This is a genomic window from Emticicia sp. (genome assembly GCF_049241225.1).
Taxonomy (GTDB): domain Bacteria; phylum Bacteroidota; class Bacteroidia; order Cytophagales; family Spirosomataceae; genus Emticicia.
This window is the reverse complement of sequence record NZ_JBMLRC010000277.1, coordinates 1-17523: the sequence shown is the minus strand read 5'-3', so window position 1 is coordinate 17523 and position 17523 is coordinate 1. Positions and strand designations below refer to the sequence as shown.

Below are 17523 nucleotides of genomic sequence, written 5' to 3'. Positions count from 1 at the left end.
GGCAGGCGTTCCTGCGGCAGGAGCCCCTGTAAGTGCAGAACATACCCGCAAAGAGATGGAAGTAGTGCATCTGATTCGTGGATACCGTTCACGTGGACACTTACTTTCAAAAACTAATCCAATCGGCGGACGTAAAGACCGTCAACCAATGCTCGACCTTGCTGATTTTAATCTTTCTGATGCAGACCTTGATACTGTATTCGAAGCAGGGATCGAATTGTTCGGAGAAGCCGCTACACTTCGTAAAATTGTTGATGCTTTAAAGAAAGTTTATCTCGGAAAAATTGGCTTTGAATACCTTTATATTAGAGATAGAAAAGCAAAAAACTGGTTACGCAAGAAAATCGAAAACGAATATCTGCACTTCGATCCAACGCGTGAACAAAAACTTCGCATTTTTGAGAAATTGAACGAAGCTGTAAACTTCGAGAATTTCATTCATACAAAATTCTTAGGTAAAAAACGTTTCTCGCTCGAAGGTGGCGAATCAACCATTCCTGCCCTTGATATTGCCATCAACCGTGGAGCAGAATTAGGTGTAGAAGAGGTTGTAATCGGAATGGCCCACCGTGGACGCTTGAATGTTTTGACAAACATCATGCAAAAGCCTTATGAACAAGTATTTAACGAATTCGAAGAAAATGTAACGCTTGAATCATATAGCGATGGTGACGTAAAATACCACATGGGTTACACCAGCCAAGTGGAAACTCCAGAAGGCCACCGTGTAAGCTTGAAATTAATGGCGAACCCTTCGCACTTAGAGGCTGTAAATCCAGTGGTGGTTGGTTATGCACGTGCCAGAGCCGATGCTCACTTCGAGAAAGCGGCCGTAAAACCAAACGACCGTGACGATATTTACGACAAAGTATTGCCAATCTTAATTCACGGCGATGCAGCCGTAGCGGGTCAAGGTATTGTATATGAAGTAACACAAATGTCGAACCTCCCGGCGTACTACACCGGCGGAACGCTCCATTTTGTAATCAATAACCAAGTAGGTTTCACAACCGATTTTGATGATGCTCGTTCGGCAATTTACTGCTCTGACATCGCTAAAATCATTGATGCTCCAATCTTCCACGTAAACGGCGACGACCCAGAAGCAGTAGTTTATGCCATGAAATTGGCTACCGAGTTCCGTCAAGAATTCAACCGTGATGTATTCGTTGATATGGTTTGTTACCGTAAATATGGTCATAACGAATCTGACGAACCACGTATGACTCAGCCGACGATGTACAAAACCATCGACTCACACGCCAATCCACGTGAAATTTATTTGCAAGAATTAATGACTCGTGGCGAAGCCGATACAAAGTTTGCCGAAGAAATGAAGAAAAGTTTCGAAGGTGAATTACAAGACCTTTTGGCGAAAGTAAAACAAAAACAATTGCCTTACCAAAAACCAAAATTGGAAGAGGCTTGGGCAAAACTTCGTCGTTCGGTGCCAGAAGATTTCGAGAAATCACCAGCAACGGGTATTTCACAAGAGGTAATTGATAAAGTTGGCAAAGCATTATCGAATGTTCCAGCTGACTTCAAGCCTTTAAAACAAATCGAAAAAATACTCGACGAAAGAAAAGCAATCTTCGCACAAGACAAACCATTCAACTGGTCGGTGGGTGAATTGATGGCTTACGGTTCGATTCTTAATGAAGGAAAATTTGTTCGTTTCACAGGTCAAGACGTACAACGTGGTACATTCACGCACCGTCACGCAGTATTGCACGATTCTGAAACTAACCAAAATTATAACAACTTGTCTCATTTAGGCGAAGGACAAGGCAAATTCGAGATTTATAACTCATTATTATCGGAATACGGTGTAATGGGATTTGAATATGGCTACGCAATGGCCAACCCAGATGCACTCGTAATTTGGGAAGCACAATTCGGTGACTTCGCCAACGGAGCTCAAACCATGATTGACCAATTCATTTCAGCCGCTGAGTCGAAATGGAACTCAATGAATGGCTTGGTATTATTATTACCACACGGTTACGAAGGTCAAGGTCCTGAACACTCAAATGCTCGTCCTGAGCGTTTCTTACAATTGGCAGCCGAGTATAATATGTACGTTTGTACGTGTACTACGCCAGCCAACATTTTCCACATGTTGCGTCGTCAATTGGCATTGCCTTTCCGCAAGCCTTGTGTTCACTTATCTCCAAAATCAATGTTGCGTCACCCATTGGCGGTTTCAGCGATGAGCGATTTCGCCGAAGGAACATCATTCCAAGAAGTTATCGGAGATAAATACGCCGACCCTAAAAAGGTAAAACGTGTATTGCTTTGCAGCGGAAAAGTGTATTACGATTTACTCGACAAACAACAAAAAGAAGGCCGCACTGATGTAGCCATCATTAGAGTTGAGCAGTTGCACCCATTCCCTAAAAAACAAGTGGAGGCAGAATTGGCAAAATACAAAGCAAAAGAAATCATTTGGGTACAAGAAGAACCTGAAAACATGGGTTATTGGTCATTTGTATTGCGTGAATTCCCAGAAGTTGGTTTGGGTAATGTAGTAGCTCGTAAATCGAGTGCTTCACCAGCAACAGGCTTCACGAAAGTACACGCAAAAGAGCAATCCGACCTCGTTGAAAGAGCTTTTGCAGCCAAATAACACCAAAGAAACTAAGTTAGCCTTAGAAAATGTTGATATATAATAAAGAAGAAAAAAAAGCAGTAGAAAAATAGAATCATCATGGCAATAGAAATGAAAGTCCCTTCGGTGGGCGAATCAGTAAGCGAAGTAACCATCGCTTCATGGACAAAAAAAGACGGTGATTTAGTCAAAATGGATGAAGTTATCTGTGAATTGGAGTCAGATAAAGCCACATTCGAACTACCCGCCGAAGCCGACGGAATTCTAAGAATAGTAGCCCCAGAAGGTACTACCCTACCCATTGGAGCATTAATATGCAAAATCGAAGCTGCGGGAAGTACAGCAGTAGCAGCTCCTGCGGCAGCCGAAGCCCCAAAAGCAGCGGCCGAAGCTCCAGCAGCACCAGTTGCTACCAAAGTAATTGATGTAGTCGTACCAGCAGTTGGCGAATCAATTTCTGAAGTTACGATTGCAGCTTGGAGCAAAAAAGAAGGCGATAGCGTAAAAATGGACGAAGTTATCTGCGAACTCGAATCAGATAAAGCCACTTTTGAGTTGCCTTCACCAGAAAACGGAGTATTGACAATCGTTGCCCAAGCAGGCCAAGTTGTGCCAATTGGCGGAGTAGTAGCTAAGATTACAGTAGGCGGTGCAGCAGTAGCAAGCCAACCAGCAGCGGCTCCAGCACCAACTACAAGTGCAGCACCAGCCACTTCTGATTCAAGCTATGCAGCAGGACATCCATCACCAGTAGCGGCGAAAGTTTTAGCCGAAAAAGGTATCGACCCAGCAACAGTTCAAGGTACTGGCATTGGTGGACGTATCACAAAAGATGATGCTGTAAAAGCTGAAAAACCAGCGGCAGCTCCTGCACCACAAGCAGCAAAACCGGTAGCAACTCCTGCACCAGCAGCCCCTGCTACACAAGGAGGCAGAGCGTCACGTCGTGAAAAAATGACTTCATTGCGTAAGACAATCGCCAAACGTTTGGTTGCAGTAAAACAAGAAACAGCTATGCTCACAACCTTCAACGAGGTTGACATGAAACCAATCATGGATTTAAGAGCAAAATATAAAGATAAATTCAAAGAAGTTCATGGCGTAGGCTTAGGCTTTATGTCGTTCTTCACGAAAGCTTGTGCGATTGCATTAAAAGAATTCCCAGTAGTAAATGCTTACATTGATGGCGATGAAATCGTGTATAACGACTACGCCGATATCGCTATTGCGGTTTCAGCTCCACGTGGTTTGGTAGTGCCAGTAATCCGCAGTGCAGAACAAATGAACTTCGCTCAAATTGAGTCGGAAGTAGTTCGTTTGGCAGGAAAAGCTCGTGAAAACAAACTTACGATTGAAGAAATGACGGGTGGAACATTCACCATCACCAATGGTGGTATTTTCGGTTCGATGCTTTCTACACCAATCATCAACGCTCCACAATCAGCTATCTTGGGTATGCACAACATCGTTGAGCGTGCAGTGGTGGTAAATGGAGAAATCGTTGTTCGTCCGATTATGTACGTGGCTCTTAGCTATGACCACCGCACCATCGACGGTAAAGATTCGGTTAGCTTCTTAGTAAGAGTTAAACAACTCTTGGAAGACCCAACAAGAATTCTTTTAGGTGTGTAATCATGACTAAGTGGGAATATAGAACGGTAACTGTTGAAACTGAGGAAGCAAAAACTTTCATAGACAGTCTTAATCTTCTTGGCGGAGAAGGTTGGGAACTTGTTTCAACATTTACCATTGAAAATATTACCAGCAGGTTTCTTGTTAGTGGTACTGAAACATCTGGAATTGTAGCAGTTTTAAAAAGGCCGAAGGAATAAACAATGAAAACATCAACTTTCATAACGTCAAATCCTGACATTTTGATGGGAAAACCCACCATTACAGGAACACGTTTGGCTGTGGATATGATTTTAGAGAAATTGGCAGCTGGACAGACAGAACAACAATTACTCGAGGATTATCCCCGACTAACTCACGAAGCAATTCAAGCTGTTTTACAATTTGCAGCCGAAGCCGTTCGTGAAATGAAAGTTTACTCGATAGCTTCATGAAAATTGTAGCTGACGAAGGAATTGAGAGTAAAATTGTAGCCACACTAAGACAAAATGGCTATGATGTTTTATACATTGCAGAATCATTTCCTTCAATTTCGGATACAGAAGTTTTGCAAATTGCTTTAAATGAATCGGCTATCTTGCTTACAAAAGATAAAGATTTTGGTGAATTAATTTTCAAGCTAAAATTTCCTCATAAGGGGATTGTCCTTGTGAGGCTCGGTGAAAATATGAGTTCGATTCATAAAGCTGAAATTTTATTAAAAGCATTTCAAAAACACTTTGAAGAATTTAAAGGACATTTTTCAGTTATTGACGAAGAGTTTATCAGAATTAGGTAAAAATATCTCATAAAGGAGATGAATATATAATATGCAATACGACGTAGTAGTAATAGGCTCAGGGCCTGGAGGATATGTGGCGGCGATTCGCTCGGCACAATTAGGCAAAAAAGTTGCCATCATCGAAAAATACAGTGTTCTGGGGGGAACGTGTCTGAACGTTGGATGTATTCCATCAAAAGCCCTCCTCGACTCTTCGGAGCATTTCTATAATGCTGCTCACCACTTTGCCGACCACGGTATCGAGATTTCAGCACCAGTGGCAAATCTTGGTAAAATGATTGGCCGTAAAAATGGTGTTGTTGAGAAAATGAACGCAGGTATCAATTTCTTGATGAAGAAAAATAAGATTACGGTTCATAATGGTCTTGGTTCGTTTGTTGACAAAAACACCATCAAAATCACAAAAACTGATGGTTCGGAAGAAACAATCACAACCCAACAAGTAATCATTGCAACTGGCTCGAAACCAACGATTCTACCTTTCATGAACTATGACAAGAAAAGAATCATTACGAGTACAGAAGCTTTGAGTTTAACTGAAATTCCAAAACACTTAATCGTTATCGGTGCGGGTGTAATCGGTGCTGAATTAGGTTCGGTTTATGCTCGCTTAGGTGCTAAAGTTTCGTTTGTAGAATTTGCCGATTCGATGATTCCGACAATGGATAAGACAATGGGCAAAGAATTACAAAAATCAGTTAAAAAACTCGGAGCCGATTTCTTCTTCAATACGAAAGTAACAAAAATTGAAAACTCAGGCGAAGAAGTCACTGTAACTGCTGAAGCTGCCGATGGAAAACCAGTTGAAATTAAAGGTGACTATTGCTTAGTTTGTATTGGTCGCCGTGCATATACCGATGGCTTAAACTTAGAAGCCGTTGGCGTAGCTACTGACCGTGGCAAAGTTGTAGTTGACGAACATACTTTAGAAACTAACGTAAAAGGCATTTATGCCATCGGTGATGTTGTTCGTGGAGCGATGCTCGCCCACAAAGCCGAAGAAGAGGGCGTTTTTGTAGCCGAAGTAATGGCAGGACAAAAACCACATATCAATTATAATCTTATTCCTGGAGTAGTCTATACTTGGCCAGAAGTTGCTTCAGTTGGTGCAACCGAAGAAGAGCTAAAAGCCAAAGGTGTAGCATACAAAGCTGGAAGTTTCCCATTCAAAGCTTTGGGTCGTGCAACTGCCAGTGGTGATACCGATGGTTTAGTAAAAGTTTTGGCTGATACTGCCACTGACGAAATTCTGGGCGTACACATCATCGGTGCAAGAGCTGCCGATATGATTGCCGAAGCCGTTACGGCAATGGAATTTAGAGCAAGTGCCGAAGATATTGCTCGTATTTCGCACGCTCACCCAACATACATGGAAGCCTTGAAAGAAGCCGCTTTAGCAGCAACTGCCAATCGTGCGATTCACTCGTAAGAGAAATATCAATAAATATACTGAAAGCCTTTCGTAAAAACGGAAGGCTTTTTTATTTACTATCTTTTCCGCTTGCTATTTCTTAAATTTGCAGGCCGATAAATATTAAAGCATGCAAAAACTCATCGAAAACTCGCCAATCAAATGGCACCATATACTCTTTTTTAGTCTTTTAGTTGCTATCATTCCGCATACTGGTTTTTGGTTCGACCTTAATAACGACTGGCCTCGTTGGTCGGCTTATGCCTTAGAGCATGGTTTAAGCCAAATTTATAATTCTGACACTAACTATATGCCCATTTATTTGCACGGCCTATACTGGTTTGGCAAGATGCACGGCACAAAAGAACTCATTTACGCCAACAGTTATCAACTCAAATATTTCTTTTTATTGTTCGATTTTGCAGGGGCAATCGCCATCGCTTATGCACTTCGCAAATATTATACTCGCCAATTTGCCGAATACATGTTGCTTTTCAACATGGGTTATTTGTACTGCACCACCATTTGGGGGCAACTCGACAGTGTACCAACTACCATCGTAATCTTAGCCATCATCTGCCTTTTCGAGCGAAAACTCCTTTGGGCGGCACTTTTTTGTACGCTCTCAATCTACGCCAAACTTCAAGCGATTGTTTTCTTACCATTTTTTGTAATATTACTCGTTTATCAGTTGAGTATAAAGTTTGATAAAACATTGATTGTGAAGATGTTAGCAGTGTCCATAATCGCTCAACTCATCTTACTAAGTCCATTTATTTTGGGTGGAACTTTCAGCAATTTCTTGAAAGTTGTACGAGAATCAGTTGGTTTCTTTCCTCGTGTTTCGGTCAACGCCTTTAATATTTGGTATTTGTTGCTCAAACAAGACCCCTCAACCATCAACGATACCCTGACTTTTGCAAGCCTTACTTATAAAAAATGGGGTTTTCTTATGTTTTTTACGCTATCAGCTATTACGTTTCTACCACTGATAATCAGCACATTAAACAAAATTCTTTCTAAAAAAACCTTAGACCAAGACTACTACGCCCTACTTTGGCTAACTGCCGCAACTACCGCCATAGTGTTCTTTTTTGTGAATACTCAAATGCACGAACGCTACTCGTTTCCTGCTATACCGATGTATTTTGCGTATTCGTTGCTCACTAACCGTTATTCGATTTTTGCTTTAACTTCGGTTGCTCATCTGATGAATGTCGATGGTGCGAATAAGTATTTGGGGCTAAACCCCTACAAACCAGAGTTTACTGCAATAATTTTCGGTATAATTTTGTTTTTATCATTAGTAAGGCTTTACAAAGGATTTAAGTTTAAGTTAATTTTATCATAAATTCTATCCCAATAAAATATACAATATTTTCAAAATAAATAATCTATATTTTTTGTTTTATATATTTCATAGTTTCCATTTTTACAATAATTTCAAAATAAATTGAAAATAATAATTTTAACTTTTGCTTTTATCTTTTCACTATTTGCTTGCTCTCATAAAATGAACCCCGATAAGTATAAAAAAAGTCAGATAATTTTTGGGAGTGGTGGCGGATTTACGAACTTAGTAAACGAATACCATTTGCTCGAAAATGGTCGGCTTTACCACAAGAAAAGTACCGATACAGTTTTCACAGAACTTGGTAAACAAAATAGCGATTCGGTAAAGATACTTTTCAACAAAACCAAAGTCTTATTTGCTGAAACAAAAGGTTTCCGTGAGCCAGGGAACATGTATTATTTCATAAAATTTAAACACGATTCAACCACCAATGAAATCGTATGGGGAGCTTCCAAAGAAACTTTGCCAGCAAAAGTAAAAGATTTATACAAAGAATTGATGAATTTAGTACATTTGAAATAACTTAGTATGCGGATGTAGGACAAGTTTCCAACTTGTCGCTAATTTTTTTTCCAAAAAACAAATCTCACCAAATAACGCTTCCGAATAATTATGAGACTGACCTTTATCCTCCTTTTTTTTGCCGCAATAAGCACTTTCGCTCAGAAAGGTTTCGACAAAAAACATAAACCATTGGCAGGTAAAACTAACCTCCCACAAGGACAATTTACCGAAGTTGATGGGCCAAAAAATGATAAAAACGCTCGACAGGCTACATTACCTCGCCTTTCTACCAAGTTTGTGAGTAAATTAAAAGTTACGCACGATAGTGAAACGGGCGGAGTTTTGATGATTGAAAACCTCTCGAAATCTCCAGCACCCAACGCTCGAAAAGGCTTACAGGTGCTGTCCATTGATTTTCTGAATGATGTAAAAACTGCTCTCAAAATTGAAGATCCGAATCATGAACTTGAAATGATAAATATGGAAGCTGACGAACTCGGAATGACCCATATTCAGCTTCAACAAAAATTCAAAAATATTCCTGTTTATGGTGGTGAAATCTGGTTACACACCAAAGGCGAAAAAATTGACGTGCTGAATGGTCGTAATTTCCCGACTCCTAATTTAGCCTCAATCTCCCCAACTCTTTCTGAAGAAAAAGCAATTGCTTTTGCAATGACCGATGTAGGCAAAAAATCAATCGTGCAGCAAGCTGGAGTTACGGGAAAATTACTGGGCAAAATGCAAAATACCGCCGAACTAATTATCTATCACAAAGATGGAAATTTTGCCGATGAGCGTTTGGCTTATAATCTAACTATTCGCCCAAATATGCTCGAACGCTGGACATACTTTGTAGATGCCAACACAGGGGAAGTCTTAAAGAAATTTAACAATACTTGCTCACTCGATGGTCCTTTTACAGCCACCGCCCGTGACCTTGCGGGTATTTCTCGCACATTCAGTGTTCAGCAAGCAGGCAGTACTTATTACATGCTCGACACGCAACGCCCAATGTATAATAAAACAACTTCAAAATTACCCGATGACCCAGTGGGAGGTATTTGGACGATTGATGCTCAAAATTCAACTTCAGATAATATGAAGTATAGCCAAATAACATCAAATAACCTCAATAGTTGGAATCCTACGGCGGTTTCAGCTCATTATAATTCGGGAATTTGCTATGATTATTACCGAACAAAATTTGGCCGAAATTCACTCGATGGTAAAGGAAGTAGCGTCATTTCGGTCATAAATATTGCCGATGACGATGGAAGAGGGATGGATAATGCCTATTGGAACGGTGAGTTTATGGGTTATGGCAATGGCCGTGATGCTTTTAAGCCACTGGCGGGCTCATTGGATGTGGCGGGGCACGAAATGACTCACGGTGTGGTGGAAGCAACGGCTCGTCTGGAATATCAAAATCAATCAGGGGCTTTAAATGAGTCTTTTGCTGACGTTTTTGGGGTTTTGATTGATCGTGATGATTGGACTTTAGGCGAAGACGTTGTGAAACCCGGTGCATTTCCATCAGGAGCGTTACGTAGTGTGTCAAATCCAAATCAAGGCGGACGAAACGACCCTGGCTATCAGCCACGAACGATGTCGCAGTATGCGAATCTACCAAATACAGAGGAAGGCGACAATGGAGGTGTGCACGTAAATAGTGGTATTCCGAACTATGCTTTCTACTTATTTGCCTCAAACACCAACGTTGGTAAGGACAAGGCCGAACAGGTGTATTATCGAGCTTTAACAAAATATCTGACTCGTACTTCAAAATTTGTTGATGCACGTTTGGCGGTAGTAAGAGCAGCTGCCGATATCAATGGAGATAACTCGCCAGTTGTGGCAGCAGCAAAAGCGGCATTCGATGCCGTTGGAATTGCCGACCCTAATGGCAATAGTAACACACCTCCGCCAGTACCTACAACTCCACAACAAAATATCCCTGTCAATAATGGTGGAGATTTCATTCTGGTTTTTGAGCCATCTTCGGGCAAGCTTTACACTGCAAGAGCAAATGCCCCTGTAAACGAATACCGAGCAATTTCATCAAGTGGTTGTTTGAGTAAACCAAGTGTTACGGATGATGGTCTATTTGCATATTTTGTCGGAAAAGATAAAAATATCCGTCGAATCAGCCTAACTGGTAATTTTACAGAAACCAAAATTTCATCGGACGGAGTTTGGGGAAATGTGGCGGTATCGAAAGATGGAAAACGCTTGGCAGCTCTGACGGATGCTGGTGATAAATACATTTACATCTATAACGTTGAAAATAATTTTGCTGGTTTCAGATTACAACTCTACAATCCGACCTACTCTACGGGCGTAAGCACTGGTGAAGTACAATACGCTGACTCTTTCGAATGGGATTATTCGGGTGAAAATATTATATACGATGCTTTCAATAGTATAAAGAGTCTTTCGGGAACAATCGAATTCTGGGATGTAGGCTTCATTAAAGCATGGGATTTAACGAAAAATACTATTGGAAGTGGAAAAATTGAAAAATTATTTACCGACCTCGAAGCAGGTGAGAGTATTGGAAACCCATCATTCTCTAAAAACTCGCAAGACGTAATTGCGTTTGACTACTTCACCGAAGAAGAACCCGATACTTATTATCAGATTGCCATTGATTTGAGCAAAACAGGTGATGATGCCATTGATGACATCTACGAAAATAATGATATTGGGTATCCGGGATACTCTCGTCTTGATGATAGAATGCTATTCAATACACTCAATGGAAAACAACAAGATGTAAATATTATTGGGATTGATAAAAACAAAATTTCGCCGACCGGAACAGCCAAACAATTCTTACCTGATGCCTCTTGGGCAGTTTGGTACGCTCAAGGTACACGAAGCACTACAACCACAAAAACCGACCAAACAATTAATTTTGGCACAATCGCAGATAAAAATATCGGTGAAAGTTTCACGGTTTCGGCTTCTTCGAGTTCAAACTTAGCGGTTACGTTTTCGGTAGGTTCTGGCGATATTTCAATCAGTGGAAATACGGTTAGAGTCGGAACAAACGCAGGCAAAGCCAGCATCAGAGCTACGCAAGCGGGCAATACACAATTTAATGCTGCCAGTGCAACTCAAACCTTCTGTATTATCCCTACAGCTCCGAGAATATCGCTTTCGGGAGGCAACTTTGTGATTACAGGTGGCAAGAATTTCCAATGGTATGTAGGTGGTAATCCAGTTGGTGGACAAACAACGGCAACAACGCTAAAACCAGACCTAAACGGAGTTTACACAGTAAGAGCGATTACCGATGATGGCTGTTTCAGTGCGGCATCGAATGGCATCGAAAATAGAATTGCGGTTTTGGCCAATGAGCCAAACGAAAACATAAAAGTTGTGATTTATCCAAACCCAACGGCTGACGAACTAAAGATAGCATTACCAACAGGTGCAATATTCAAAGAAGCGAATTTCTATTCGACAACCGGCCAAAACATGATGAGTTTCGATAAACTTTCCAACGATAATTCATTGAATATCAAAACCTTACCAAAAGGATTATATTCGATAAAAATCGAAACCTCTCAAGGAAGTGTCGTAAGAAAAATCATTAGAGAATAATATACTATCATCCAAAAACTAGTAACCCCGTCAAGTATCCTGACGGGGTTTCTTTTATCTATAATCTTTTTAAAACTATGAATAATAAAGAAATTGATGGATTGTTTGCAAGCGAACAAGAGCATCTTAGTAAATTGCACAATATTGTAGAACAGACAATCGAGGAAGAACAATTGATTGTAAATAATCTTTTAAACCCTCCCAAAGAAGTCATCTCGCGTGGGCAAGCGATTTCGGATAAAGTGGCACAATTTGGAGGTAGCTGGAAGTTTATTATCGTTTTTGCAATTATTCTAACAGTTTGGATAATAGTCAATGCCACGCTTCCCGAAAAAGACCGATTTGACCCTTATCCATTTATCCTGATGAATTTGGTTTTATCAACCATTGCGGCTCTGCAAGCTCCGATAATCATGATGAGCCAGAATCGTCAAGAAGAAAAGGATAGAATGAGAAGTGAAAACGATTATATGGTAAATCTGAAAGCCGAAATGGAAATTAGAAGTTTACATCAAAAAATTGACTTACTTTTGGAAGAACAAATCAAAACACTGTTCGATACCCAAGCCAAGCAGTTTGCATTACTCGAAGAAATCAACACAAGATTAGAAAATCATTTAAAGAATAAATCATAAAACCTTATTACACAATCCATTAACACATCATGTCAACCTTAACATCACCTATAAGAGTACTCGTTGTTGGCTGCGGAAACATGGGAGCTTCTCATGCACAAGCTTATCAATTGATTGATGGTTTTGAAATCTGCGGCATCGTATCGACAGGTAAAAGCAAAGAAGTGCTCAACGAAAAATTGGGTGGCGGATATGCCTTATATGCTGACTACGCAACTGCACTTGCCGAAACCAAACCCGACGCCGTTTGTATTTCGACTTACCCCGATACCCATGAAGCATTTGCAATCATGGCCCTCGAAAGTGGCTGCCATGTTTTCATAGAAAAACCATTGGCCGATACCGTTGAAGGCTCAGAAAGAGTAGCTGCTGCTGCAAAAAAAGCTGGTAAGAAACTAGTTGTGGGTTATATTCTGCGTCATCATCCATCGTGGGAGAAATTCGTGGAGCTATCGCACGAATTGGGTAAACCATTGGTGATGCGTATGAACCTTAATCAGCAAAGCCACGGGGTAATGTGGGATGTACATCGTAATCTGATGAAAAGCCTTAGCCCGATTGTTGATTGTGGCGTTCATTACATTGATGTTATGTGCCAAATGACTCGCTCGAAGCCACTACAAGTTACAGCCATCGGAGCAAGATTGACCAACGATATTGCAGAAAACAACTATAACTACGGACAATTACAGATACGTTTTGAAGATGGTTCGGTGGGTTGGTACGAAGCAGGCTGGGGACCAATGATGAGCGAAACGGCTTTCTTCATCAAAGACGTAATCGGGCCCAAAGGCTGTGTATCAATCGTAGCAAAAGAAGCTGGTGGTGCGGGTAAATCAGATAATGTTGATGCCCATACAAAAACCGAATCACTACGTTTTCATCATGCCGATATTGATGCTAATAATCAATTTATCAAACAAGATACTTGGTTTAATTTAAGCGACGAGCCCGACCACCAAGAACTTTGTAATCGTGAACAACGCTATTTCTTGAAAGCAATCCAAGAAGATATCGACCTCACCGACCACGTACAAGATGCAGTGAATAGCTTAAAAATTGCGTTCGCTTGCGACGAATCAGTTCGAACAGGACAAGTGGTTTATCTATAAAAGACTTATAAACATGAGTCATCCCGAATTTTGGAAAGACCCTGTCAAGAGTCAAATATTGGCGGCCGAAGCTCGGTAGTAAATAGCACTTTTATCAAATTTTAAGTTCCGTAGGAACGACCAATATAGCGAAATCGGTCGTTTCTACGGAACTTATTTGTTAGAAAATCGACTTTTCTACCAATACTTAGCCTCAAAGGGGCAGTTTTATCTCAAAATTAGGGATGATTCATATATGAGTAGTATATCTGCCTGGTCCGTAAATTTAATTCAACTAAGAATAGAAATACTTTCTCATCTACCATTTCTTTAGCATCCTCAAGCCTTTTCCGCATTTTTCTTAGCTTGAACTTCTGCTCTTGTATCTTTAGCCCATTTAGCCAAAGTAGCCATTCCTGCTCTTACACGAGTACCAGCAGCGTTGTTTCCTTTGTCATAAAATTTTTCAAAATCTCCTGCCAAAGAGGCAACAAGGTCAGTTAATTCTTTGTACTTATCCATAATAGAAATAAAGGTTTTTGGTGAATATTGAAATATTTGTTTATTAACGAATAGAATGTACTTGCAAGTTAGAGATATTATAAAAAATTACAAATTTTTCACTTAAAAATACCATAAAAAACAACCTTTTTTTGCTTAAAACAAAAAAAGTCTGGCCGAAACCAGACTTTTCGTGTACAATATTTCAATTTTCGGCAATTTCTTACGCTACTGCCAAGGGAGCATACTCACCTGCTTGAAGTTTAGCTTGTACTTTCTCGAAGCAATCCATTGTATATTCAACGTCTTCGAGCGTATGTGAAGCAGTAGGAATGATACGAAGCATTATAACACCCTTAGGAACGACAGGGTAAATAATTACTGAACAGAAGATACCCATGTTTTCACGCATGTCACGAATCAAATTCGTAACCGTTGGTAAATCATAGCTTCCGTGTAAGAAAACAGGCGTTACTGGTGAAGTAGTATCTCCAATATCAAATCCACGCTTGCGGAAACCATCTTGAAGAGCCTTCACGATTGTCCAAAGATTATCTCTAAACTCTGGGTGATTTTTCATCAATTCCAAACGCTTCATTCCACCCAATACAAAAGGCATTGGTAATGCTTTTGCATAAGTTTGTGAACGCATGTTATATTTCAAGAACATCACAATCTCAGGGTCGGCGGCAATGAATGCACCAATAGCAGCCATTGATTTGGCAAACGTACAGAAGTGTAAATCAACTTGGTCTTGCACACCAAAATACTCAGGCACACCCGCACCAGTTGCACCCATCGTACCGAATCCGTGAGCATCATCAACCAATAAACGGAAGTTATATTTTTGTTTGAGTTCAACGATTTTATCCAAGCTTCCAACCTTACCCGACATACCAAACACACCCTCAGTAACTACCAAGATTCCACCACCTTGCTCTTCGGCCAATTTGGTTGCTCTGATAAGGTTTTTCTCCAAACTTTCCATATCGTTGTGAGCAAATTGGTAGTAAGTACCACCCTTTGCTTTGTGCAAACGAATACCATCAATCAAACAAGCGTGGCTTTCGGCATCGAAAACGATAACATCTTTTCTATCAACAATACATTCGATTACCGACATAACGCCTTGATAACCATAGTTGAGCAAAAACGAATCTTTTTTTCCAACATACTCGGCCAATTGTTTTTCAAATTGTTCGTGCAATTCGGTGTTACCAGTCATCATTCTGGCACCCATTGGGTAGGCTAAACCGTATTCAGCCGCAGCGTCGGCATCTGCCTTGCGAACTTCTGGATGATTGGCCAACCCTAAATAGTTATTCAATGACCAGTTGAGCATTTTCTTGCCCATAAACTCCATGTGCGGACCGAGTTCGCCCGAAAGTTTTGGGAAAGAATAATAATGATGCGAATTGAGCAATTTCGCCTGCGACCCGATGGGTCCTAAGTTGCTGAGAGCTTTATCGAAAATATCTTGTGCCATTATTACTTAATTATAAATGATAAATGATGAATGTTTTAATGATTACACCATCTTAAAATTTTACACAAAAATAACGATTTTTTAGTAGGAAACCAAACTGCAATTTCTTAGAAAAATCCTATCTATACAAAATGTGCAATATTTTTACGGCATATTTAAAAAATCCAATTTGATTTTATTGTTAATTAGTGTTAAAATAGTCGATGGACGATAGACAATAGACGACAGTTTTTCAAAAATATCATGCCCCGTGTCATTATAAAAAACAACGCATTTTAGATTTAGTCAGAAAAACTATCAAAAATAAAAAACTGTTATTCACCGACTATAAACTTTGGAGTACAAAAACTAAAATAATTAAAAGCACGTGATAAAATCAATTCGTAAAATATTAATTGCCAATAGAGGCGAAATTGCGGTTCGTGTGATGCGAACTGCTCGTGAAATGGGTATCAAAACAGTAGCGGTTTTCTCAGAAGCCGACCGAAATTTCCCACACGTAAAATATGCCGATGAAGCTGTGTGCATTGGGCCAGCCGCCTCGAAGGAGTCTTATCTACGAGGTGACAAAATCATTGAAGTAGCTAAAAATTTGGGCGTCGATGCCATTCATCCTGGGTACGGATTTTTATCTGAAAATGCCGATTTTTCGAGAAAAGTACAAGAAGCAGGCTTGATTTTCATCGGGCCATCGCCCGAGTCAATTGAAGTGATGGGCGATAAATTGTCATCGAAACACACCGTTGCAAAATACAACATCCCGATGGTTCCTGGTACGCCCGATGCCATCACTGACCGTGCGGCGGCTAAAGCAAAGTCGGCCGAAATTGGGTATCCAGTTTTGATAAAAGCCAGTGCAGGCGGTGGCGGAAAAGGAATGAGGGTTGTAGAAAACGAAGCAGAATTTGACGAACAAATGGATAGAGCCGTTGGCGAAGCAATTTCTTCGTTTGGGAATGGGGCTTGTTTCATTGAAAAGTACATTACGAAGCCCAAACATATCGAGATTCAGGTGATGGGCGATAAACACGGAAATGTAGTACATCTTTTCGAGCGAGAATGTTCGATTCAGCGACGCCACCAGAAGGTAGTTGAGGAAGCTCCATCGGCCGTACTCACCCCCGAAATCAGAGAAGCTATGGGCAAATGTGCCGTTGATGTGGCCAAAGCTTGTAATTATTACGGTGCAGGAACGGTGGAGTTTATCGTGGATGAAGATTTGAATTTTTATTTCTTAGAAATGAATACTCGCTTGCAAGTTGAACACCCTGTAACCGAAATGATTACGGGAATTGACTTAGTAAAAGAGATGATATACGTAGCCGAAGGACGTGAGTTAAGTTTCAAGCAAGAAGATTTGAAGATAAACGGACACGCCATCGAAGTGAGGGTATGTGCCGAAGACCCAGCCAATAATTTCTTGCCCGACGTAGGACTATTGCAGACGTACGTACGTCCGCAAGGCAATGGCGTGCGAGTAGATGATGGTATTGAAGAAGGCATGGAGATTCCGATTCACTACGACCCCATGATTGCCAAATTGATTGCCTATGGAAAAGACCGCACCGAAGCCATCGAAAAAATGCTCCGAGCCATTGATGAATTTAAGATTACGGGCGTAGCCACTACCCTACCATTCTGTACGTTTGCTCTACAACACGAAGCATTTGTGAGTGGTAAGTTTGATACTCGTTTTGTGGGCTTATACTTTACGCCCGAAGTGCTTCAAAAGCAAGTTTCGACAACCGAACTCGAAATTGCAGCAGTTTTAGCGGCCGAAATCTTGAAACGTAAGCAAAATAATAGTTCGGCACAAAGCACGCCAGCTACAACCCAAACCAGCCAATGGCGTAGAAATAGAGTAACTTTGAGAAGTTAAGGTTAGTTATTTTGTGAGATAATCTCTCAAAA

At 40.6% G+C, this 17523-nt stretch carries 14 protein-coding genes; 12 read left to right on the top strand and 2 right to left on the bottom strand.

Features of this window, described 5'->3' with window-relative positions:
- The 11 genes from ACOVO2_RS14810 to ACOVO2_RS14760 form a co-directional block, all read left to right on the top strand.
- A partial coding sequence (locus tag ACOVO2_RS14810) for a 2-oxoglutarate dehydrogenase E1 component (RefSeq protein WP_421770727.1) occupies positions 1–2626 on the top strand: 2626 nt, incomplete at its 5' end.
- Positions 2627–2707: 81 nt separating this feature from the next.
- Positions 2708–4240, top strand: coding sequence for a 2-oxoglutarate dehydrogenase complex dihydrolipoyllysine-residue succinyltransferase (gene odhB, locus ACOVO2_RS14805; protein WP_421770726.1), 1533 nt, complete (start codon positions 2708–2710; stop codon positions 4238–4240).
- 2 nt (positions 4241–4242) lie between these two features.
- Positions 4243–4440, top strand: a complete 198-nt coding sequence (locus ACOVO2_RS14800; protein ID WP_421770725.1) for a DUF4177 domain-containing protein — start codon at positions 4243–4245, stop codon at positions 4438–4440.
- Between the two features lie 3 nt (positions 4441–4443).
- The gene (locus tag ACOVO2_RS14795; protein ID WP_421770724.1) at positions 4444–4674 is read left to right on the top strand and encodes a DUF433 domain-containing protein; all 231 of its coding nucleotides are present in this window, start codon (positions 4444–4446) and stop codon (positions 4672–4674) included.
- On the top strand, positions 4671–5018 hold the full coding sequence (locus ACOVO2_RS14790) for a DUF5615 family PIN-like protein (RefSeq protein ID WP_421770723.1): 348 nt from the start codon (positions 4671–4673) through the stop codon (positions 5016–5018). Before ACOVO2_RS14795 ends, ACOVO2_RS14790 begins: the two co-directional genes overlap by 4 nt.
- Positions 5019–5049: 31 nt before the next feature.
- Positions 5050–6450: a dihydrolipoyl dehydrogenase gene (gene lpdA / locus ACOVO2_RS14785; protein ID WP_421770722.1), complete on the top strand. Its 1401-nt coding sequence runs from the start codon at positions 5050–5052 to the stop codon at positions 6448–6450.
- A gap of 112 nt (positions 6451–6562) precedes the next feature.
- Positions 6563–7783, top strand: a complete 1221-nt coding sequence (locus tag ACOVO2_RS14780; RefSeq protein WP_421770721.1) for a hypothetical protein — start codon at positions 6563–6565, stop codon at positions 7781–7783.
- 162 nt (positions 7784–7945) lie between these two features.
- The gene (locus tag ACOVO2_RS14775) at positions 7946–8308 is read left to right on the top strand and encodes a hypothetical protein (RefSeq protein ID WP_421770720.1); all 363 of its coding nucleotides are present in this window, start codon (positions 7946–7948) and stop codon (positions 8306–8308) included.
- Positions 8309–8398: 90 nt separating this feature from the next.
- A complete protein-coding gene (locus ACOVO2_RS14770; RefSeq protein ID WP_421770719.1) occupies positions 8399–11899 on the top strand; it encodes a M4 family metallopeptidase in 3501 nt (1166 codons plus the stop codon).
- A gap of 77 nt (positions 11900–11976) precedes the next feature.
- Complete coding sequence (locus tag ACOVO2_RS14765; protein WP_421770718.1) at positions 11977–12534, top strand: DUF1003 domain-containing protein; 558 nt, start codon at positions 11977–11979, stop codon at positions 12532–12534.
- A gap of 29 nt (positions 12535–12563) precedes the next feature.
- Positions 12564–13646 carry a Gfo/Idh/MocA family protein gene (locus tag ACOVO2_RS14760; RefSeq protein ID WP_421770717.1) on the top strand — a complete coding sequence of 361 codons (1083 nt, stop codon included), beginning with the start codon at positions 12564–12566 and terminating at the stop codon, positions 13644–13646.
- Between the two features lie 318 nt (positions 13647–13964).
- On the opposite strand, the gene ACOVO2_RS14755 is transcribed toward ACOVO2_RS14760, so the two are convergent.
- Together ACOVO2_RS14755 and ACOVO2_RS14750 are read right to left on the bottom strand one after the other, a co-directional pair.
- Positions 13965–14147, bottom strand: coding sequence for a histone H1 (locus ACOVO2_RS14755; protein ID WP_421770716.1), 183 nt, complete (start codon positions 14145–14147; stop codon positions 13965–13967).
- A 202-nt stretch (positions 14148–14349) separates the two neighbouring features.
- Positions 14350–15612 carry an aminotransferase class I/II-fold pyridoxal phosphate-dependent enzyme gene (locus ACOVO2_RS14750; RefSeq protein ID WP_421770715.1) on the bottom strand — a complete coding sequence of 421 codons (1263 nt, stop codon included), beginning with the start codon at positions 15610–15612 and terminating at the stop codon, positions 14350–14352.
- Between the two features lie 370 nt (positions 15613–15982).
- Here ACOVO2_RS14750 and accC point away from each other — a divergent pair, with 370 nt between their 5' ends.
- Positions 15983–17491 (top strand): acetyl-CoA carboxylase biotin carboxylase subunit, encoded by a 1509-nt coding sequence (gene accC / locus ACOVO2_RS14745; RefSeq protein WP_421770755.1) that lies wholly within the window; start codon positions 15983–15985, stop codon positions 17489–17491.
- The last annotated feature ends 32 nt before the right edge of the window (positions 17492–17523 follow it).